The 20,427-nt window shown below is 35.9% G+C and carries 21 protein-coding genes; 10 read left to right on the forward strand and 11 right to left on the reverse strand.

The genetic code is table 11. The features are described 5' to 3' along the window. The 6 genes from IPK91_12120 to IPK91_12145 form a co-directional block, all read right to left on the reverse strand. Positions 1-2,424: a heavy metal translocating P-type ATPase metal-binding domain-containing protein gene (locus tag IPK91_12120; protein MBK8297998.1), complete on the reverse strand. Its 2,424-nt coding sequence runs from the start codon at positions 2,422-2,424 to the stop codon at positions 1-3. A gap of 118 nt (positions 2,425-2,542) precedes the next feature. Beyond that, on the reverse strand, positions 2,543-3,652 hold the full coding sequence (locus tag IPK91_12125) for a PrsW family intramembrane metalloprotease (GenBank protein MBK8297999.1): 1,110 nt from the start codon (positions 3,650-3,652) through the stop codon (positions 2,543-2,545). A 9-nt stretch (positions 3,653-3,661) separates the two neighbouring features. Continuing rightward, positions 3,662-4,081 carry a hypothetical protein gene (locus tag IPK91_12130; GenBank protein MBK8298000.1) on the reverse strand — a complete coding sequence of 140 codons (420 nt, stop codon included), beginning with the start codon at positions 4,079-4,081 and terminating at the stop codon, positions 3,662-3,664. After that, on the reverse strand, positions 4,078-4,590 hold the full coding sequence (locus IPK91_12135; GenBank protein ID MBK8298001.1) for an isoprenylcysteine carboxylmethyltransferase family protein: 513 nt from the start codon (positions 4,588-4,590) through the stop codon (positions 4,078-4,080). Before IPK91_12135 ends, IPK91_12130 begins: the two co-directional genes overlap by 4 nt. Further along, the gene (locus tag IPK91_12140; GenBank protein ID MBK8298002.1) at positions 4,556-4,885 is read right to left on the reverse strand and encodes a DUF4286 family protein; all 330 of its coding nucleotides are present in this window, start codon (positions 4,883-4,885) and stop codon (positions 4,556-4,558) included. Before IPK91_12140 ends, IPK91_12135 begins: the two co-directional genes overlap by 35 nt. A 14-nt stretch (positions 4,886-4,899) precedes the next feature. Continuing rightward, entirely contained in the window at positions 4,900-6,282 is a 1,383-nt protein-coding gene (locus IPK91_12145; GenBank protein MBK8298003.1) for a hypothetical protein, read from the reverse strand. 859 nt (positions 6,283-7,141) lie between these two features. Here IPK91_12145 and IPK91_12150 point away from each other — a divergent pair. Then, positions 7,142-8,014 carry a hypothetical protein gene (locus IPK91_12150; GenBank protein MBK8298004.1) on the forward strand — a complete coding sequence of 291 codons (873 nt, stop codon included), beginning with the start codon at positions 7,142-7,144 and terminating at the stop codon, positions 8,012-8,014. Between the two features lie 113 nt (positions 8,015-8,127). On the opposite strand, the gene IPK91_12155 is transcribed toward IPK91_12150, so the two are convergent. The 4 genes from IPK91_12155 to IPK91_12170 all read right to left on the reverse strand — a co-directional run bounded on the left by IPK91_12155 (position 8,128) and on the right by IPK91_12170 (position 10,010). Beyond that, positions 8,128-8,433, reverse strand: coding sequence for a cupin domain-containing protein (locus IPK91_12155; protein ID MBK8298005.1), 306 nt, complete (start codon positions 8,431-8,433; stop codon positions 8,128-8,130). Between the two features lie 247 nt (positions 8,434-8,680). Further along, positions 8,681-8,968, reverse strand: a complete 288-nt coding sequence (locus tag IPK91_12160; protein ID MBK8298006.1) for an AraC family transcriptional regulator — start codon at positions 8,966-8,968, stop codon at positions 8,681-8,683. Positions 8,969-9,180: 212 nt separating this feature from the next. Then, positions 9,181-9,585 (reverse strand): hypothetical protein, encoded by a 405-nt coding sequence (locus IPK91_12165; protein MBK8298007.1) that lies wholly within the window; start codon positions 9,583-9,585, stop codon positions 9,181-9,183. An 83-nt stretch (positions 9,586-9,668) separates the two neighbouring features. Continuing rightward, positions 9,669-10,010, reverse strand: a complete 342-nt coding sequence (locus IPK91_12170; GenBank protein MBK8298008.1) for a hypothetical protein — start codon at positions 10,008-10,010, stop codon at positions 9,669-9,671. A gap of 52 nt (positions 10,011-10,062) precedes the next feature. Here IPK91_12170 and IPK91_12175 point away from each other — a divergent pair, with 52 nt between their 5' ends. The 4 genes from IPK91_12175 (at position 10,063) to IPK91_12190 (ending at position 13,778) form a co-directional block, all read left to right on the forward strand. Then, the gene (locus IPK91_12175; protein ID MBK8298009.1) at positions 10,063-10,338 is read left to right on the forward strand and encodes an HU family DNA-binding protein; all 276 of its coding nucleotides are present in this window, start codon (positions 10,063-10,065) and stop codon (positions 10,336-10,338) included. A 178-nt stretch (positions 10,339-10,516) separates the two neighbouring features. Continuing rightward, a complete protein-coding gene (locus IPK91_12180) occupies positions 10,517-12,133 on the forward strand; it encodes a hypothetical protein (GenBank protein ID MBK8298010.1) in 1,617 nt (538 codons plus the stop codon). 141 nt (positions 12,134-12,274) lie between these two features. Continuing rightward, positions 12,275-13,024: a hypothetical protein gene (locus tag IPK91_12185; GenBank protein MBK8298011.1), complete on the forward strand. Its 750-nt coding sequence runs from the start codon at positions 12,275-12,277 to the stop codon at positions 13,022-13,024. A 337-nt stretch (positions 13,025-13,361) separates the two neighbouring features. After that, entirely contained in the window at positions 13,362-13,778 is a 417-nt protein-coding gene (locus IPK91_12190; protein MBK8298012.1) for a hypothetical protein, read from the forward strand. A 212-nt stretch (positions 13,779-13,990) separates the two neighbouring features. Here IPK91_12190 and IPK91_12195 read toward each other — a convergent pair whose 3' ends face one another. Continuing rightward, on the reverse strand, positions 13,991-15,352 hold the full coding sequence (locus tag IPK91_12195; GenBank protein MBK8298013.1) for an FAD-dependent oxidoreductase: 1,362 nt from the start codon (positions 15,350-15,352) through the stop codon (positions 13,991-13,993). 120 nt (positions 15,353-15,472) lie between these two features. Here IPK91_12195 and IPK91_12200 point away from each other — a divergent pair, with 120 nt between their 5' ends. From IPK91_12200 to IPK91_12220, 5 genes are read left to right on the forward strand one after another with little or no spacing between them, the layout of a single operon-like run. Further along, positions 15,473-16,708 carry a hypothetical protein gene (locus IPK91_12200; GenBank protein MBK8298014.1) on the forward strand — a complete coding sequence of 412 codons (1,236 nt, stop codon included), beginning with the start codon at positions 15,473-15,475 and terminating at the stop codon, positions 16,706-16,708. An 11-nt stretch (positions 16,709-16,719) separates the two neighbouring features. Then, entirely contained in the window at positions 16,720-17,568 is an 849-nt protein-coding gene (locus tag IPK91_12205; GenBank protein ID MBK8298015.1) for a phosphate ABC transporter substrate-binding protein, read from the forward strand. A gap of 4 nt (positions 17,569-17,572) precedes the next feature. Next, on the forward strand, positions 17,573-18,775 hold the full coding sequence (gene pstC / locus IPK91_12210) for a phosphate ABC transporter permease subunit PstC (protein ID MBK8298016.1): 1,203 nt from the start codon (positions 17,573-17,575) through the stop codon (positions 18,773-18,775). A gap of 3 nt (positions 18,776-18,778) precedes the next feature. Beyond that, positions 18,779-19,660: a phosphate ABC transporter permease PstA gene (pstA, locus tag IPK91_12215; GenBank protein MBK8298017.1), complete on the forward strand. Its 882-nt coding sequence runs from the start codon at positions 18,779-18,781 to the stop codon at positions 19,658-19,660. Between the two features lie 4 nt (positions 19,661-19,664). Beyond that, positions 19,665-20,423 (forward strand): phosphate ABC transporter ATP-binding protein, encoded by a 759-nt coding sequence (locus IPK91_12220; protein ID MBK8298018.1) that lies wholly within the window; start codon positions 19,665-19,667, stop codon positions 20,421-20,423. Positions 20,424-20,427 lie beyond the last annotated feature (4 nt).

Genomic DNA, 20,427 nt, shown 5'->3' on the forward strand with positions numbered 1-20,427 from the left:
TTAGGAAAGCCTGTGATGCCAGGCTAAAAAAGCTGTTATTCCGTAGGAAAGTATTAAAATTGAAATCGAGCTGATTGGCATTAATATAGCTGCAATGAGCGGAGAAAGGATTCCGTTTAAGGCATAATAACCGCCTATTATATTGTAAAGAATGGAATATACAAAGATCAGATAAATGGTACGTTTTCCATCTCTGACAAAAAGGAGCATATCAGCCAATTTTTGCAAAGAAGTTCCATCTAGGATACCATCACTGGCCGGCGTAAAATTATTGCGGTTTTCTGTAACGGCAATCCCTACATCACTTTGTTTTAATGCACCGGAATCATTGAGTCCATCGCCAACCATGAGTATTTTTTCGCCCTGTTTTTGTTGATGATTACTAATGAAATCCAATTTATCAATGGGTTTTAATCCAAAATGCATGGCGTTCTTATGATGAAATAAGCCAAGCAATTTTGTGGTAGCTCCGGGTTGATCTCCCGTTAACATGGACAGTTTGTATTTTGACTTCAGCTTATCAAATAATACATCAAGACCTGATCTGAATTCTTGAGCAATGGAAAAATATCCGAGATAATTTCCATCTTCTTTGATATGGACGTTAGAATGATCAACATTTTCTGGATCGATTGCATGTACAAAATCAGCGGAGCCCAATTTAACATGATGTTCCTGAATCCATGCTTCAATTCCCTTTCCAGCGATTTGTTTAAATTCGAGTACCGGAATCGTTTGATTTGCCTGAATAAACTGAGCTACAGAATGACTTAAAGGATGTGTAGATTGTTTAGCTAAGGAATAGAATCGAATTTCCTGTTCCTGGCTCAGTTTCGTTCCACAATATGATACTTTAAGACTTCCATTTTTGGTGAGTGTACCCGTTTTATCAAAAACCAGATGATCAATTTGATTCAATTGATCCAAAACAGAAGGATGCTTTAAATACAATTTATTTTTGGAAAGAATTCGAAGCAAATTTCCATTTGTAAAACTTGCAGCCAACAATAACGCACAAGGACAAGCAACTATTAATATGGTAGTTACCGCATTCCACATGAGATCCGGACGATTTTGTGTGTACCAAAAGATGCCGGCAGCCAAGGCCAATACAATAACTACCAATGTAAAATATTGTGCAATGAGATCAATTTCCTTATATGTTTTTGCTTTTTCCGTTTTAAAAATTTCATTATTCCAAAGATTGGTCAAATAACTTTGTGAAACGGGTTTAATCACGCTAATTTCAATGGCTTCTCCGGTTTGTCGGGCTCCTGCATAAACCCGTTCCCCACAGTTTGGAAAACTCAGTTGACTTTCGCCACTTACAAAACTGTAATCGAGGGAAGCCTTGCCATTCAATAATAAGCCATCAACTGGAATAATTTCTTCATTATGGATGAGGATGCGATCATTTTTTTCAATGGATTCTATTGGTGTGGATATCCATTTGGATTTTTTCATAGCCATTACGGCAATTGGAAAAAATGATTTATAGTTTCGGTCGAAGGATAAAGATGTAAATGATTTATCCTGAATAAATCGACCCAATAACATAAAAAACACGATACCGGAAAAACTATCCAGATATCCATTGCTTAATCCGATTTGCATTTCATAAACACTTCTTGAAAATGTTAAAATTAAAGCCAAAGCAATGGGGAGGTCAATCGTAATCATTTTAAGCTTCAGTCCATTCCAGGCACCGGAAAAAAATTCAGTAGCACAAAAAAACAAGACAGGTAATGAAAGTAAGAAAATAAACAATCGGAACAGGATTGCAAGATCTTGTTCAACCAATTCGCCACCATTAAAATATTCTGGTAACGAAAACATCATAATGTTGGCAAAGCAAAATCCTGCGATCCCAATTTTCAAAACCCGGTTTCTTTTTGGAAGTTGAAGTCCCATTTTCAGATCCTGGATTTCTAATTTTGGTTCGTAGCCAATAGAAGTAAGCAACTCAACCAACTGCCGCAGACTTATTTTTTTTGCATCAAAGACCAAAAACAATTCTTTGGTGGAAAAATTAACCCGATTGCTAATGATCCCATCATTGAGTTTAAATAAATTTTCCAATAACCAGATGCACGAACTGCAATGCATTTGGGGAATGTAAAATTGGACCCTGCATTGGTCCTTTTCTTTGAAGCTTATGAATTCATCCCAGTATTCTGGTCGATCCAAAAAGGCATACCGCTCAGCCCATTGCGAATTGCTTTGCTTAATTCCTGGTTGGGAGTTGTATGCATAATAGTCGCAAAGTTGATTGTTATTTAAAACCTGAAAAACCGTTTTGCAGCCTTCGCAACAAAAATAATGGTCATCAATTTCAATAGATTGATTTGGGCATTCACTTCCGCAGTGATAGCAAAGGGTTTGGATTTGTGTTTTGTTTTCCAGAATAAGGCGATTCGCATGCAAAAGTCGATAAGCAGCCTACCTTCGGATTTGATATTGCTCATTGGATCTAGTGACTTTAGTCAATGATACTAAAGTCAAATTCCCTTTTAAGTCTTAATTAATATAGTGAATGCGAAATTTAAAACACAAACTGCCTGTCTGAATTTTTTAATTTCATGAGATACCCATAAAATAATGCAAATGAAAATCCTGCCAACAGCGCTGCTAATGTAGGTTGTAATCCGGCAAGCCAATCGTACACTCCGTGTAAGATAGAAACCGTTGCAAATCCAATGACAATCAATGCACCCTTTTTTTCTTTACGGATCAGTGCTGTAGTAATAAAGTAACCCACAATACCAGAAAACACTGCATGACAAAAAACCAATGACAGCGAGCGCAACATCACCAAAACCATGGCATTTTGAACTCCCGACACCAGACCTTCGACTCCATAGTTTATTGTTTTTGTATAAGCGGAACCAATGGCATTTTCACCGTAGTGTAAATTTTCAAAAGCTGCAAATCCCAAGCCACTAAATACACCAATTGTAACCAGGGAAAGTATGTTTAAATCTTTGCGAAACCATTTAATAGCAATGTAAATTGGCAATGCTTTTATTAATTCTTCACAAATTCCAACTTGAAAAATGTATCCAATGAGCGAAACAATTAAATTGGAATGATCTGCAAGATTCAAATAGAAGGCAGGTAAGAATCTATAGATAAATAACAACAACCAAATGCCAATGATACCTGTAAAAAAAAGGGCTGGAACTGCAAGGCGCTTACTTCCTCCATCATTGAGTATAAATTTTTTAAAGATCACACCCCATACAAATGCAAAAAAAAGTGCAAACATGGTGAGTTGCGTAGAAACCTGATTTACAGTTATAATTAATAAGGGAATAATCCCTAAAAAACTAACAGCCCAGAAAATAAAATCTTTCAACAACAAATTAATATTGCTTTGATCTATGGGGATGATTTCCTGTTTTAAGGGAATTTGCTGAAGATCTCTTAAGATCGTTTGAGCTTGTTTCGAACTCTTTTCAATGATATTTTGGAAAGACTCATTGATGGTTTGAATTTTTTCTGAATCAGTTTCTGAATCTTTAGCATGATCTTGGGATTCAATAATCGGAATGATTAATGAAAGACCGCAAGATGAACAAAATCGTTGGGAGCCAGAAGCTGAATGCTCGAACTCTAAAATGCTTTTGCATTGTGGACAGCTTATCTTTATCATAAGCAGGGTTTATTTTTTATCCAGATCTGATTTTGGGCAAGACAATCCCCAAATATAAATCATTTTATCAGTTTTCTTGAATTCTACGGTCTTAACATCTATGATTCGAACCGATTTAACTTCTGTAAGTGATGGGTCAAACAGCGCTTTGATATCAGGTAAACCGTTTTTATCAAGGTGAAAGTTTAACTGGATCCGATCTTTGCGTTCAGACCAACTCCCTTTAAATTTGTAACGTTTCTCAGGACGTTCACTCAGATCCTTGAAGTACAATTCGAATTTCTGATTTTTACGGAGTACTAATTCAATTTGTGCTACATCATTTGCAGTAGTTTCGTAAATAGCTTTCTTAGGCGAACTGCATGCGCATAATAGTAAAGTGAGAAATAGCACAGTGAATGCTTTATAATTCCATATTTTATAGGTCATAACCAACGTCGGACTTGTTTACAATAATTAGAATATTCATGGCCAAATTCTCGAACCAGGCGAGGCTCTTCCACAAAGATGATAAATATATTAAACAAGATAAAGACTGCTAAACTATAATTTAATAATTGTTGGTTTTGAAAAAGAAAGCTTTCACCCAGGAGAATCAGCATAACACCCACATACATAGGATTGCGGGTATATTTATAAAGTCCATTGAGTACCAAGTTTTTCGTTGGATCTAATGGCGAAAGCGTGCCACGCCCTACTGTAGCAAATAAATAGATTGAATTGCATAAAATGCATGCTCCCACAAGTATGAATCCACAGGCTACAATGAGGATATAGCTGGGAGTTTTTGAAAGAAGTTCCGGTACTTTATCCAAAATCAACCAGGGAATCCCAATACAAACAACTCCTGGTTGTAATAGTGTGAAGATCAGATTTCTTAGAAAAAGTGACCCCATTGGAAAATCAGGAATTCCGTTCGTTTGGATAAAATTCTTCAAGAACATCCAGGATGGTTCGAAATGCAATAAATTTATTTGCATAGCGATCGATGTGTTCCTTTTGGAGAGCTGGTGCGTAGTGTATCATGTATTGATTTAGCAAATCGGAATTTAACAATTCGTATTGGATGATATAGGTGATTCCATCTTGTTCCTGGATTTCCAGTTTTGACAATCTGGATTTAAGGAAGCAACCCGTAGCTAAAACTTTAGGAATGTGGTGGGTTCGCATCCAGTTTATCCAATCTGATTGAATTTCTGGATTAATTTTAACGGATACATTGTAAATGATCATGGTTAATTTTAAAATTAAAAGCCAAAACTTAAATTAATTCCGAAACTGCTTCGTTTATTTTCTCCTGAAAACAGGATAAAGCTATTATCTAGTTGCTTTAAATATAACCGATAGGGCGTATTGTCATAAAGCATGTTGTAATAGATGCCTATTTCAAAATTATCTTCAATTCCAATTGTAAATGAACTTTGGAAATCAATAAAATAATCGGTGCGTATATCAGATAGCGCCCCCTCACTTACTTTGTCTTTAATTCGATCTAATGGAATTTTTAGAAATGGATAAATTTTTAGTTTGTATTTGTCTTTTGGTTTCCAGACGATGCCTGGACGTATTTCGCCATAGGGCCGATTGGTTGGTTTAAAAGGAAAACTCATGGTAGTATCTTTTCCATTAAAATTGATGGTATTGCTTATGGTTGATTTTTCCAGTTCATAATAAGCACCAACTAATAGTGATAAGCGCAATTGGCTGTATTGTTTTCGATTTGAAATCAAAAACCGATAACGGCCGGACATCAATGTTTCAATTTCTGATGCGCTTAATTGCAGAACATTATTAATGGGAGCACAATTGGTAAGGCATCGGATTAAATCATTGCCATGCATTTCGTAGGTAGGTTTGCGATTCATTTCTTCCTGATTTGCTCGTCCTTTTTTTGTCATGGCTTTTGAATAGAAACTGAATATAAAACCTGCACCTAGATTATAAGCCTGATCTAATCCAAGATAACTGTCACTGCTGCGTTTCAGTATTACATAATTTTCAAGCCAAAGTCCGTTGATATCTTGTACATTTTCAATTTTAGCCATGTACTTGTTGAGTAGGTATTGTTTGTTTTCTTCTTCAGTTGAGTTGGTGGTTTTTTCGTGTTCCAGTTCATTTATTTTGGCTTCATATTTTTTTTGTTTTGAAAATGCACTGGGTGTATAAGGGTGAAAATCGAACGAGATATCCAGGTCAGAAAAGTTTTCCTGAAAGTCGCCATCTTTTAAAAGGGATTGCACATTTGCGGAAAAATCCAATTCGTAGGGATATACACCTTGGTCAATACTTACACCGGCACCTACTTTAAAGAGATTATTTTTTGAAGTTTGATTCCCCGCAAAATTAAATCCCCCTTTACCATTCAGGCGATGTTCGCTATCGATGTATTCGTATAAGAAGTCCAAGAGCTGGTTGGTTTCTTTCAGCAATTCAAAATTTTTATAGCTGGTTGAATCTTCTGCTTTTAATACAAATGCATTGCGAGATTTATTTTGAATGGATTTGTACACACTGATAAATTCACCATCGGTAACTTGAGAATTCAGTATGAAAGGAACGAATAAAATGGAGCCAAGCAGCAATTTCATAGGTTGATGTTTGTAGGTTTCAATAATCTTGAGGTAGTCCATACCTTTCATAGCAAAGATTCTGCCAGAAATAGCTGAGGGTAAGGGGATTAAGCATGGGTCGTTTGATATTTAATAAAATAAAGCTAAAGTTTGCTTAATAAGCAGTTTTTAGTATTTTAAACTGGATTCTAAGCACTGTAATTTAGGAGTTTTAATTAAGATGGAAATATATAAGATATAGTAATACAGGAAGTTACAAATTTGAATTTATGCATTTAAGAATACATCTAGGTATATTGAGTTGTTTGCTTATTGTGAGCTAAGCTTGGATTCTATTTCGTCGGATATGGTGGATTATAATACGTTATTAACAGATAAGTATCCTATATATCTAATAGATTGCCTGTGCATCTAAGTTTAAAAATTTATTCAGTTCTAAATTCAATTTGAAATAATGAAATACCAATGAACGCAACATGTTTTACTGAAACCATTAAATCGATAGGTGGATTTTATGAAATGATTAAAAGCATAGGATCTATCGAGTCTTATGCTGGTTGTAAAATAAATCTTTGCCACGAATGAAGAAGTGGGAAGAGTTGCCACGAATGCACGAATGAAGAAGGAGGAAGAGTTGCCACGAATGCACGAATGAAGAAGGAGGAAGAAATGCCACGAATGCACGAATGAAGAAGTGGGAAGAAATGCCACGAATGCACGAATGAAGTCACGAAGAAATGCCACGAATTAAATACGAATAAAATATTTCATTAGTCCACAATTCGTGCATTCGTGGCAATAATTCATATTTCAATTAGTCCTTAATTCGTGCATTCGTGGCAATAAAAAATTATAATTATACCTACAAAGCATATTAAACTTTTCGTTAACTTCGCAGTCTTACATAAAAATCAATCATATGAAAAAAACAACTTTATACCTAAGCTTATTTTTGAGTGCTATGAGTATTAGTACCATGAGTAAGGCTCAAGAGGTGTCCGATTCTACGGGACTGCCGGGTGACAATTTTAGTCTGGAAGGCGCTTTAAATTTATTTAAAATGGCCAGTTCACCGGAGGATTTTGAGAAATTATTGAATACGGAAAGCAATCATGTCAACAATTTGGATTTGAATGAAGATGGAGACATCGATTACATTCGGGTGATCAGCAAAATGGATCAAGATGCACATGCATTTATACTTCAGGTTCCAATTTCTGAAACGGAGAGTCAAGATATTGCCGTCATTGAATTAGAGAAAGATGGTAAAGAATCTGCTGTAATACAAATTATAGGAGATGAGGATATTTTCGGAATTCAGCAAATTGTTGAACCTTCAGATGGGAATGACCAGAAAGATGATGTAAAAATGGAACCCAGAACCAAAAGCGGGCCTTCTGCAATAAATTTTGAAGAAGAGGATGCTATAGTCATTAATGTTTGGCCCTGGTCTTGTGTACGTTTTGTTTATGCTCCTGCTTACAGACCTTGGGTTTCACCCTGGAGATGGCGCGTGTATCCAAGTTACTGGCGTCCCTGGAGGCCATTAGGCTGGAGGGTCTTTCATCCATTCAGAGCGAGATACCGTCCTGGATTTGCTGTAGTTCATACGCATCGGGTGGTTCATGCCCACCGTGTTTATACTCCTGTGAGAACGACATCCGTTACAGTCAACAGACGTCATGGGGCTCATGTTAAATCCTATCGGGTTACACGTACCAAAACTACGGTTACAGGTCCAAGAGGTAAAACCAAGACTACACGAACTACCACAAGAGTCAAACGCAGATAAAATGATTCAGAGCTTGATATAAGGCTCTATGAAATAAAAAATCACCCCGTTCTGAATGTTTTCAGGCGGGGTGATTTTTTTTAAATCAATTTCGCTAAGTTTAATAGCGAAATTTATTTTGAAGATTTTGCGTAGTCGATCATTCCTTGAAAATCTACAACCACCACAGCTTGTTTTCCAACAACCCAAGCATCGTGTCCCATGGGTAAATAAGATACATCCCCTGGTTTACAATCAAATGTAGTTCCATCATCCATTTTTATGCGCAGGGTACCTGCAATGTGATATTGAAAATGAGGAGCTTCACAACTTTCAGTCTTTGCCAATGGTTTTACTGATTTGGACCATCTCCAGCCAGGTTGAAAAACAGCGCGTCCAATGGTCGCACCACCAACATTAACCAGATCAACTTTTCCCAATGGAAAACTTCGTACATCTGTTGGTTTTGAAAAATTTACTTTTTCAGCTTTTGCGTGGCTTGTAGGTTCCGTAGGCGCTTGAGCAAAAGTTTCTGTATAAACAAAACCTAAACACGCAACAATGGATAGAAATAATTTGATTTGCATAATAAATTGATTTAAAAAATTAATAAAAAAATTGATAATGCAAAGGTAAATGCGCTATGATACAAGCTTTGTGTATAAAACACACCTTCTCATGTAGAAATCAGAGAATCTGACGCAATGCCAGCGGACTCATCCCGGTTTGTTGCTTTATAAAGTGGCTAAAATGGGATTGGTCCTCAAATTGTAATGCGTAAGCGATTTCCGATACCGATTTATCGGTGGATCCCAATTGAACCTTCGCTTCTAGTAAAAGCATGTCATTAATAAAGGCACGTGGCGTTTTACCAAAAGTTTGCTTAACTACATCGCATAAATATTTTGGACTGATAGCAAGTTGCGAAGCATAAGCTTGAACGGATCGGTTGTTGATAAATTCCTTTTCTACCAAATGTTTAAATTTATTGGCAAGGCGGGAGGCTCTGCTGCTTTGTTCATTTAATTTGTGAATATAGGGTCGGTATATTTCACGAATTCGATGGAGTAAGATTAATAAAAAATTGCGAAGAATAAAATCTTTTTCATAGGAGAAGGATTGGTATTCGCGAATAATATCCTGAAATGCCTGTTGAATACTTTTAGTATCCGCATCATTTAAATTAATTATGTGTTCAGCATCAAAATGAAAAAGGGAAATTCTTCTGTCAATGGACCATTCAATAAATTTTGAATGAATTCTGTTTTAAAATGCAGGCAATAGCCTTTACAATTTCGGATAAATTTGGAAGCATACACCATATTTTCCGGAACGATCACCAGATCATTTGGTTTGAGCCATCGATAGTCCGCCCCTAATAATACATCATGTTCTCCTTCGGTAAGGATGTAGATTAAATTAAATTGTCGTCTGAGCGCACGAATCCCTTTGGTTGAATCGACATCCTTATGTTTATCTTCAAGGGTTCCAGGCATAAGCATCATATTAATATCATATGCTTGATGGTCCTTGTTTACCAATTTTTCAAAAGAAGCAAGATCTTTTATTAATAAGACATCTTTTTTTTCCATTTGGAATGGGATTAACAATTCAAATGTATGAATTTATAAATCAGAATGTTTTAATTAAAATTTAAGATTCCTGAACCGAATTCTTACTTATTAAGACGCATTTTTTTAGATGTTTTTTTGTCAAAAAGGCCTGATTCAGATTTTTTGGTTGGCATCCCTTTCTTATTCGTTTTAACCTGTGCATCTTCAGACGGACAACCACTTCCCCGGTGACAAGCAGTGAAAGTGACAATAATGAGTAATGCCAATAGGCCTATTTTTGTACGGATTTGCATTAAAAAGTACTCCATTTTACGGGCTGTTATATCTAATTTCAGTGTAGAGTTGCTTATTTTACAGGCATTTACAACGACCACAGCGCCGGGATGCCTGAATTTAAAGCTCTTGAAGCATAAAATATTTTTATATATGTATTGTATAAACAAAAAATGTAATATATATTTGTGTCGTAAAATTAACCATTAAAACTTTAAAACAATGAATAAATCTGATTTGATCAGTGCGATCGCAAAAGAAGCAGAAGTTACTAAAGCACAGGCAGGTACCGCTTTAGATACAGTTCTTACTTCTATCGAAAAAAGTTTGAAAAAAGCTGAAAGTGTAATTTTGGTAGGTTTTGGTACATTCTCTACTGCAGAACGTAAAGCAAGAACCGGAAGAAATCCTGCAACCGGCAAACCAATCAAAATACCTAAGAGAAGAGTTGTTCGCTTCAAAGCGGGCAAAGGCCTTTCTGATGCTGTAAAGAAGTAATTCATTCTCACTTGAATTATGAAAGCCCGGTAGTACTAACTTCCGGGTTTTTTTTTGCCATTTTTAAAAGCTTTGGTTTTATATATTTACAAAACTGTGGAGGATCTTTGAATTGTGTTATTGTTTAAACCATTTACGAAGCATTACCAATTTATAGTATAAATTTGAAATTCATAATATGAATCATTCGTTCCAATCAACACTCAAGAATTTACTTAAAATTCAAACCCAATTTTCTCAGGACTCTGCAATACAAAAAATTCACTTACTTAAAATTCTGAATAAGCAACAACTTCCCAAAACTAAATTGCTTATAAAATATCACGATTTGTTGTTGTTTCTTCAGGCCCATCCGGAAAATGAAAAATTAAAAAATTGTTGTAAGCTGGAAATTTTACGAATAACAAAATTTCTAAGAAACCTGAGACCACATGAAAAATTGCATTTTGAAAATACAGGCCTTCCATATACGGGTTTGTATTCAAGTCTTTCCTGCGAATTGGTTTCCTGGTTAGTAGATTCTAAAATTAAAGTCAATTGGGATCTGCCAGATCAAAATGGAACTGAATTGATTGACTTATTAAAATTAAGTTTACCGGATATTGAAAAGGAATTTACAGCAATTTGTGATACGAATGAATCTTTATTGGATGCGCTGCAAATCCGTAATACTAAATTACTTGCATTTCTATTAAATCAATTCAAGCAGTTCAACAATACGCCATTAATTAAAGATTATTTATTTGATAAACTTCAATTAAATTTTCATGTTCACACAACTGGAAATAAAAAACTGAGCAAAACTTATAACGTCTTACCGGTTAAAGAAATATTTTATCAACAAGAAATTCGAAAAAAGTGGAATTACACGGATATTTTAAATACGGCCTTGCCTGAAGTTCATTTGTCTGATTCGGCATGGAAACAGCAGATTATCATGGTTTCTAAAATTAAATTGTTGCTTTTGCAACGGGAAACGGATCCTGTAACCTATCTAGATGAAAACAGCATTCGATATTATATATTGGAACGAGGAATTTCTATTGCAGTGTTTACAATGGTTCCTGAAAGGCAACTTCCCCTTGAATCCTATGTGGGTTATACTTTATTTAAAAATGGGTATCCTGCAGCGTATGGAGGAGCCTGGATTATGGGCAACCGGGCTTTATTTGGGATAAATATTTTTGATTGGTTTCGGGGTGGAGAGTCCGGATTTATGATGGCGCAATTATTGAGGACCTACAGACAACTATTTTCTATAGATTATTTTGAAATTGAACCGTATCAATATGGATTAAATAATCCAGAAGGCATTGCATCCGGTGCATTTTGGTTTTATTATCGATTTGGTTTTAGACCTTTGGATCGTGAACTTAATAAACTGGCAAAACGCGAGGCCGATAAAATGCAAAGAAATAAAGCCTATAGAAGTTCATCGAATATCTTAGTTCGCTTTACAGATTCAAATCTTGCATTTAATTTAGGGAGCAATACACCTTTAGCGATGTGGCAAGTTCGAAACAAGGTTACAGCTATGATTCATACAAATTATAAAAATGACAGACAATTAGCAGAAATGGATTGTATTGAGAAGTTCAACAACTTATTTGGAAAGAGTAAAACGATTTCTGATAAATCTCAAAAAGCATTTATTGATTTCGCTTTAATTTGTGCAGCCTACAAACTAAAAAATATGGATGCTTACGAAATGGCCATTGAACTTTCTGAGTTAAAATCTCAAAATGTGTTTGAATATCAAAAAAACTTGAGAATATTTTTAAAATTTTTGAAATGATTTATTTTATGAATCGAATTTCTGTAGAATTTGTATGATCACTTTTCAAAAATAGTGTAATTAAATTTAAATAGTTCTATCAGAATGCGGAGGATGCCGAAAATCCGCTAGAGTAGGCAATTATTTAAAATTTCACACCCTATGAAAAAGTTTTTAAATTGGGGAATTGCTGTCATAGCATTCCTCGCTGTTAGTGTCACTGCCTGCAAAGATGAAGAGCAGTTAGAACCAGTGCCTGTAGTTACTGGTTTGGATGGTCGAGCACAAGCAAACAACAAAGTATTTCCGGTAAACGCACTTGCCTTTGGAAAGCCACTGGCTTCTTGGACCGAAGACTGGTGGCGCTATGCATTTAGTTTGCCTTGCGAGATTAACCCCTTGATGGATGAGACCGGAATCCATGCAGACAAAGGTCAAAAAGGACCGGTTTATTTTTTGGTAGGCAATTCTGGTGGAGTTTCAACCAGAAAAGTGGTGATACCCTATGGAAAAGGAATTTTGTTTCCAATTATTAATGTAATCAATGATGCTCCTTGCCCAAACTTGGATTACACCCTGGCTCCCGGACAAACCCTGGAAGATTATTTGAAAGACGGAGCTAAAACTGCGATAGATATGGCTGGAAACCTTGCAGTTGAATTGGACGGGAAGTCCATAGGTGGACTAGAACAATTCCGCGTACCAACTAACTTATTTACATTTATTGGAGATCCGGACCTAAGCACTTGTGTGGATCCTTGTATTTTAGGAACCAAGCAAGATGCCGTATCAGATGGATATTGGATTCTATTGAAGCCCCTATCCAAAGGAAGCCACCTGCTCCATTTTCATGGAGAAATTCAGGAATATGAGTTTGTGGTGGATGTCACCTATCAGGTGAGCGTGCTCTGATTAACTTAAAATACAAGCGTTCTGAAATTTGATTCGGGTGAATCATAGAAGCAGTACAGGGTACTGCTTCTATTTTTATTACACCCTTCTAAATTGTTAGAGGATTACAGCTATATTTAGCGGCTGTATTCAAGTAAAATGAATAACAAACACAAATTATAAATAAAATTGACCCAGAATTCTAATGAGAATTCTGGTTTAAATAAAAAATCGAATTACCTGATAACCATCTTTCAAATATGGAACCTAAATTAGAATTTGAAGACTACCCTATGTGTAGGAATCAGTTCTAAAACAAAATTAACGTATATTATTAACTATTAAATTTTTTAAAAACATGAAAAAACTATTAGTATTCTGCTCATTTATTCTAGCATCTGGATTGTATGCTCAAACTGAAGTCAAACCACCAAAAGATGGTGGAACTGCTGCCGGTAGCCAAGGATCCGCAGGTTCAGCACTTGCACATGTGCATTGCTGTCCAAAAATTTATGTTAGTACCCCTTCTATTAAAAAAGGTGCTAAGCCAGCTACAAAATTGGTTTCATCCAATTTATTTAAAGGTAGAAACCAAGGCATTGACTTAAGTTTTGATGTATTGGATCCTGCTGGTGCAGTCGTGCCAAACGGACAAAGTGCAATCAGCCAAAATGCAACAGGTGATATTGTTATTGATGCAGGAAAATTAGCTAAAGGAAAAAAATACAGCTTACGTGTAAAAGCCGGAAACGATACTGAAACGATCAAACTGTAAAAACTGAAAATTGATATTGCTGAATAAGCAATCTTTGTCCTAGATTGAATTGAAGCAGTTGCAAAACTGCTTCAATTTTTTTTTTTTTTTCAAAATATAACTTTTTTCTAATTCTAAAAGTGATGCCCTCGCACATCCATAAATCTGATCAATTGTAAACGGAATCCTATAAATCATGATTCGTAAATCGTAATTTGTAATTCGTAATTGAATCACATCCCTTCCGCTGCTTCCTCTCCGCTGTTGATCGCGCCTTCCATAAATCCTTGCCAATCTGCCAGATGCTCTCCTGCAAAATGAGTATTTAAATGCGCTTGTTTTAAAATTGGCATTGTACCAAACCATTGGCCTTTGCCATAAAATGCATAGGCGCCTTTAGAATAATTATCAACACCCCAATAGTACATCAAACTTTCACTCAGGTATTTTCGAACATCACCAAAAGCGGGCTTGAGTGCATTTAAAATTAAATCTTCACGTTGTTGTTTGGTTACAGATGCAAGAGAATCCGCTTTTTCACCGATGGCGTAAGAGATTAATACTCCAGAGGGGCCTGCTTGATTTTTAGTTGCATGATAAAAATAATGGGTTGGAGTATCGGTTATCATATCAAAATTTTCCTCTTTCCAAAAGCGTTCTTTAAATACCATTGGAAATTTTCCGATACGAGCATATTGTAACGAATTAATGGCATCAAGTTGGTATGATGGCAAACCTGGATTCCATTTTATTTTTTGAAGTGCATAAAGGGGAACCGTACAAATGAGTCGATCTGCGGAAAAACTTTGACCATTTTCACAAATCACTTTAACTCCGTTGGCATCCTGATTGATTTGTACCGCTTTGTGTTGAGTTAATATAAATTCTCTTCCAACTGCATCGGCTAATTTTTCAGCCAACAATCCATTTCCTCCTCTGATTTTATAATCCATTTCATTTTTTTCACTGCTTTCAGCATATTCTGCAAATGCTGCATAGGCAGAAGTATGTCGAATGCTCTCTCCAAAGTCAGTACTGTCTGCTAATTCTCGCAACAATAAATCGCGATCTGAAAATCCTTTATTGGATAGGTAACGCCACCAGTCCTGTTTATCTAATTTGCGCTTTTGTACAGGAGTCAAAGCATTCCATAAGGTCGTTTTGGAATTCCAGAATTTTTCCAGTTCCGGACTCAAATTCCATCCCCCGGCTTTAAAATAACTGCCTTCAAAGCTGAGATGGGTATCAAACTGATTGTTATCAAGTATTAAACCAAATTCTTTGCACAATTCTATTATTCGGACATGCGATTCCCCAACCCATTCTGCACCCAATTCAATGGTTAGATTTAATTCCGGATTTGGTTTAAAAGAATATACCCTGCCCCCAATTCGGTTGCGGGCTTCAAGAATTTGGTATTTAATTCCCTTCTTTTTTAATGCATATGCAGCAGCCAATCCGGCAAAACCGCTTCCAAGGATCAATACTTTTTTAGGTTTTTTCTTTGTATTGAATGTGGACTGCAATAAATCAGGGCCTGCAAGCGCCATTCCACCTAAAAAACTCCCAGTTTTGAGAAAATCTCTGCGTTTCATCATTCTTATTTAAGGTAAAAATAGAAAAATGCTCCAATTTTTGGAGGATTTGGTTTTCTTAACATTGGCTTAATATTGGGCCCATTGCTTCGTTCTAATTTTGTTTTGTAAAAAGTTGAAATGAAAAACATACTTGTCTTTCTAATGCTCATGCATTGTTATTTCCTAGCTCATGCTCAGAATCATGAGAATCTTGATTCCATTCTGAATGTTCAGCAAAATGAAATTAAAAGTATTAAAAAAGTTAAAATCAGTGGGTATTTCCAGCCTGAATTTCAATGGGCTCAATCCAAAGGAATTAAATATCCGGGAGGGGATTTTGCTTCGAATGTTGACAACCGCTTTAGTGTGCGGAGGGCTCGAGTGAAAATTGCATATCATGCAGATCCATTTGAATTGGTCCTGGTAACTGAAAATACAGAAAAAGGCATCTCATTACACGATGTATACGGGTCATATACCATGGAGAAAGTTGGATTAAAATATATAGCAGGGATTTTTCCAAGGCCTTTTGGCTTTGAACAATCGTATTCTACTTTAGTACATGAAGGCCCGGAACGTGCCCGTTTTTCTACAATCATGTTACCGGCTGAAGCGGATCTTGGATTTAAAGTTAACTATTTCAAATTGAAACCCTTTAATTTCGAATTTGGAGTTTATAATGGTAACGCCACCGTAGCGGATTTTGATTCTTATAAGGATTTAGTTGCAAGAATTTCGATTGATAAAAAAATAAAAGCTACAAAATTGAGTGGGGGAGTTTCATTTTATCATGGCAAAGTGATTCAAGGCACTCCGTATCAATATAAAACAGTTCGATTTCAAAATAATTTAGTTGGATATGTATTGCAAGATACCCTTGAGAATAAAAAAGGAGATGGTGCTCTCAGACAGTATGTTGGGGCAGATATTCAATATGCAATAAACTCCAATTTAGGAACCACAACCTTGAGAGCGGAATGGATTAATGGGACCCAGCCGGCTTCTTCTTCAACTTCGGATAGCCCAAGAAGTGGAACGCTTGCTAATTATGATACCTATTCCAGAAAATTTAATTCACTTTCAACTTATTTTTTGCAAAATATTGGTAAAACCAATTTGCAGTTGGTTGTAAAGTATGATTGGTTTGACCCGAATACAGATGCTGAAGCGGATGATATAGGAAATTTAAATAAATTGAATGCTACCGATATCAAATACAATACCTTGGGACTTGGTTTTAATTATTATTTGAGCAATATGAGAATTATGCTGTACTATGAATTTATTCAAAACGAGAAAGCCACCCATTTAAATGGATATGCAGAAGATATAAAAGACAATGTATTGACAATTAGAACACAATTTAAATTTTAAAACGAATTGATATGAACTTTAAAAGTATTTTATTATTGAGTATTTTATTTTTTGGCGCTTGTAATAATGCAAACCAGCAGAAAGAAGCCGCAGGATCAAAAAATTTAAATATTAAAGGAAGCGATACGGTTTTACCATTAGCGCAAAAATCGGCAGAGCAATATATGAAAACACATACAGACCAATCCATTGCAGTTGTTGGTGGTGGAAGTGGAACCGGTATTACTGCACTCATGGACGGAAATACAGACATTGCTATGTCATCCAGAGATATTAAAGGAGAAGAAAAACTAAAATTTCAAGAGAAACAAATTCAAATTGAAGTCAAAACAATTGCTGTTGATGCATTGGCAGTTATTGTTCATCCTGAAAATAAGGTAGAGCAATTGACACGCGAACAATTGGAAAAAATATTTACTGGTGAAATTACAAACTGGAAAGAGCTTGGTGGTTTAGATGCAACGATTGTAGTTTATTCAAGAGAAAATAGCTCTGGCACCTATGAGTTTTTTAAAGAGCACGTAATGAGTAAAAAGAATTATGCAAGTACCGTTTTAAATATGCCAGCAACGGGAGCCATTGTACAATCGGTTGGCCAAACCAAAGGAGCAATTGGTTATATTGGAGTGGCTTATTTGTCGAGTGGAGTGAAGGCACTTAAGGTTTCTTACGATGAGGGGAAAACATTTGTAGCTCCTTCGATAGCAACGGCAAAAGATAAAACCTATCCTATAGCCAGACCCCTCTATTATATTTATGATGTAAAAATAGAAAGTAAGGTGAAACCATTTATTGATTATTGTATTTCTCCTGAAGGTCAAAAACTTGTTGAAGAAGTCGGTTATATTCCGTTGAACTAATGTAATGAGAACACCTCTCAATAAATATGTTGAAACACTCATGGAGTGGATCATTAAAGGCTGCGGATATATATCAGCCTTTATTGTTTTATTGATTGTATTGTTTTTGTTTAAAGAAGGAATCTCTTTCATTGATTCTTCGCCCATTGAAAAGAATTATGGTTTATTTACTGGAAAAGGAAATCCGGTATCACAGCTGACCGCAGTCCAGATAAAAGATATATTCGATCAAAAGATTAAAACTTGGGAACCTTTAGGAGGTACCAAAGATCCCATTATTACAATTACTGTAAATGATCTGGAAGATCATTTTACAAAGGAACAGCTTGGACCTAATTATGAATACCTCAGTATTTGTGTGAATCATTTTTTAGACAGCATTCCGGGATCTGTTGCTTTTTTTTCTGAGAGACAATTGAGTTTGATAGGATCCACCCGCGAAATTGAAATCAAGTCAATCGGTTTATGGGATTTTTTAAGTGGGCGTGAATGGTTTCCTACTGCACATCCTGCTTCGGTAATGGGAACCTTGCCTTTACTGCTGGGAACCTTAGTTGTTAGTTTTTTTGCAATTCTTTTTGCATTACCTCTTGGATTGGCTGCAGCAATTTATCTAGCTGAAATAGCAAACCATCGAGTCCGCAACATTTTAAAACCTATTATTGAGTTGCTTTCAGGAATACCTTCTGTGGTCTATGGATTTTTTGGATTGGTTATTATAGTACCCATGATACAGAATGTATTTCATTTGCCCGTTGGAGAAACTGCTTTAGCTGGAAGTATTTTATTGGCAATAATGGCTTTACCAACGATCATAACGGTTTCAGAAGACGCCATCCGAACAACACCACAAGCTATGAAGGAAGCAAGTTTTGCTTTAGGAGCCTCGCATTGGCAAACAATTTGGAAGGTAATTCTGCCCAATGCTTCTTCGGGAATTACTGCTGCGGCCATATTAGGTATCGGACGGGCTATTGGAGAAACAATGGCTGTTTTAATGGTAACCGGAAATGCAGCAATTATGCCACACAGTCTTGTGCAACCGGTACGAACCATTCCTGCAACCATTGCAGCAGAGTTAGGAGAAGCCGCATTTGGTGGATTGCATTTTAAATCCTTATTTGCGCTTGCATGCATGTTATTTTTAATAACCCTATTGACAAATTTAATCGTGGAGCGTATTACTCTGAAACGAAAAACAAGTTAGCATATGCTGGTATTTCCAAAACATATTGACCGGCGTAAAAAATTGCAGCAAAATATATTTTTTTGGCTGGCACGAATTATTTCCGTTCTTATTATCGGAATCCTTTTTTTAATCTTGTTTTTTATTCTAAAAAGAGGCTTGCCTGTAGTTACCTGGAATTTTTTCTCTGAAATGCCTACCGAAGGAATGACACAAGGAGGGATATTTCCAGCAATTGTTGGTAGCGTCTATTTGGTATTGGGCAGCATGCTCTTTGCATTTCCAATTGGTGTATTATCGGGTATTTATGTAAATGAATATGCACAGGAAGGAAAGTTGAAGCTCTTTATTAAAATGATGACGAATAATCTGGCAGGAATCCCATCCATTGTTTTTGGATTATTTGGTATGGCTTTGTTTGTAAACAAACTCAATTTTGGTGCTTCTATACTAGCTGGTTCACTTACACTGGCTTTATTGGCATTGCCATTAATCATTCGGACAACAGAGGAGAGTTTAAAAGCGGTTGATTCCACATTTCGCCATGCGAGTTATGCTCTTGGAGCTTCAAAATTTTACACCATACGAAAAATAGTAATTCCCATAGCATTTCCAAATATAATTACCGGGTTAATTTTAGGAATCGGAAGGGTATCCGGTGAAACAGCTCCAATTTTATTTACTGTAGCTGCGTATTTTCTGCCAAAATTACCACAATCCGTTTTCGATCAATGCATGGCTCTGCCTTATCACTTGTATGTGGTTGCTACCAGCGGTACAAATGTAGAGGCAAGTCGGCCTATAGCATATGGCACTGCTGTCGTTTTAATTGGAATCGTTTTTATAGTAAATTTATCAGCAAATTATTTGCGTAATCATTTTGGGAAGAAAGTAAAAATGAAATAAAAGCATGCACGCTAAATTAGAAACAAAACACGCTGAATTATATTATTCTGATTTTCACGCATTGAAGAATGTATCTGTTCAAATTTCAGAAAAGACGGTAACCGCTTTAATCGGTCCATCAGGTTGTGGAAAATCAACTTTTTTGAGATTATTTAATAGAATGAATGATCTGATCGAAGGGGTTAAAATTTCAGGAGAGATTCTCATGGATGGAAAAGATATTTATAAAATCCGTACTTCAGCCATTGATGCCTTACGCAGAAAGATCGGAATGGTGTTTCAAAAGCCAAATCCATTCCCAAAAAGTATATTTGAAAATGTTGCATATGGATTGCGTGTCAATGGGATTAGTGATAAGAAATTGATCGAAGAACAGGTTGAAAAAGCTTTACACCAGGCGGCCCTGTGGAATGAAGTAAAAGACAAATTGAAAAAATCGGCTTTCGACCTTTCTGGTGGACAACAACAAAGACTTTGTATTGCACGCGCATTGGCAATTGAACCTTCTGTATTGCTTATGGATGAACCGGCATCGGCATTGGACCCAATTTCTACCAGTAAGATTGAGGAATTAATATATGATTTAAAGAATAACTTCACCATTTTAATAGTAACCCACAATATGCAGCAGGCAAGTCGTGTTAGTGATTATACGGGTTTTTTCTTAATGGGTGAATTGATTGAATTTAATGAAACTAAAAAGATATTTACAAATCCCGATAAACAACAGACCGAGAATTACATTACAGGACGTTTTGGTTAAAAAA

The organism is Saprospiraceae bacterium, assembly GCA_016712145.1.
Taxonomy (GTDB): Bacteria; Bacteroidota; Bacteroidia; order Chitinophagales; family Saprospiraceae; genus Vicinibacter.

Coding starts and splice junctions, on each gene's coding strand:
- IPK91_12220 (MBK8298018.1), top strand. CDS start 19,665: ATGCACGCTAAATTAGAAACAAAACACGCTGAATTATATTATTCTGAT.
- IPK91_12125 (MBK8297999.1), bottom strand. CDS start 3,652: ATGATAAAGATAAGCTGTCCACAATGCAAAAGCATTTTAGAGTTCGAG.
- pstA (MBK8298017.1), top strand. CDS start 18,779: ATGCTGGTATTTCCAAAACATATTGACCGGCGTAAAAAATTGCAGCAA.
- IPK91_12140 (MBK8298002.1), bottom strand. CDS start 4,885: ATGATCATTTACAATGTATCCGTTAAAATTAATCCAGAAATTCAATCA.
- IPK91_12180 (MBK8298010.1), top strand. CDS start 10,517: ATGAATCATTCGTTCCAATCAACACTCAAGAATTTACTTAAAATTCAA.
- IPK91_12185 (MBK8298011.1), top strand. CDS start 12,275: ATGAAAAAGTTTTTAAATTGGGGAATTGCTGTCATAGCATTCCTCGCT.
- IPK91_12150 (MBK8298004.1), top strand. CDS start 7,142: ATGAAAAAAACAACTTTATACCTAAGCTTATTTTTGAGTGCTATGAGT.
- pstC (MBK8298016.1), top strand. CDS start 17,573: ATGAGAACACCTCTCAATAAATATGTTGAAACACTCATGGAGTGGATC.
- IPK91_12130 (MBK8298000.1), bottom strand. CDS start 4,081: ATGACCTATAAAATATGGAATTATAAAGCATTCACTGTGCTATTTCTC.
- IPK91_12205 (MBK8298015.1), top strand. CDS start 16,720: ATGAACTTTAAAAGTATTTTATTATTGAGTATTTTATTTTTTGGCGCT.
- IPK91_12200 (MBK8298014.1), top strand. CDS start 15,473: ATGAAAAACATACTTGTCTTTCTAATGCTCATGCATTGTTATTTCCTA.
- IPK91_12190 (MBK8298012.1), top strand. CDS start 13,362: ATGAAAAAACTATTAGTATTCTGCTCATTTATTCTAGCATCTGGATTG.
- IPK91_12195 (MBK8298013.1), bottom strand. CDS start 15,352: ATGAAACGCAGAGATTTTCTCAAAACTGGGAGTTTTTTAGGTGGAATG.
- IPK91_12165 (MBK8298007.1), bottom strand. CDS start 9,585: ATGGAAAAAAAAGATGTCTTATTAATAAAAGATCTTGCTTCTTTTGAA.
- IPK91_12145 (MBK8298003.1), bottom strand. CDS start 6,282: ATGGACTACCTCAAGATTATTGAAACCTACAAACATCAACCTATGAAA.
- IPK91_12175 (MBK8298009.1), top strand. CDS start 10,063: ATGAATAAATCTGATTTGATCAGTGCGATCGCAAAAGAAGCAGAAGTT.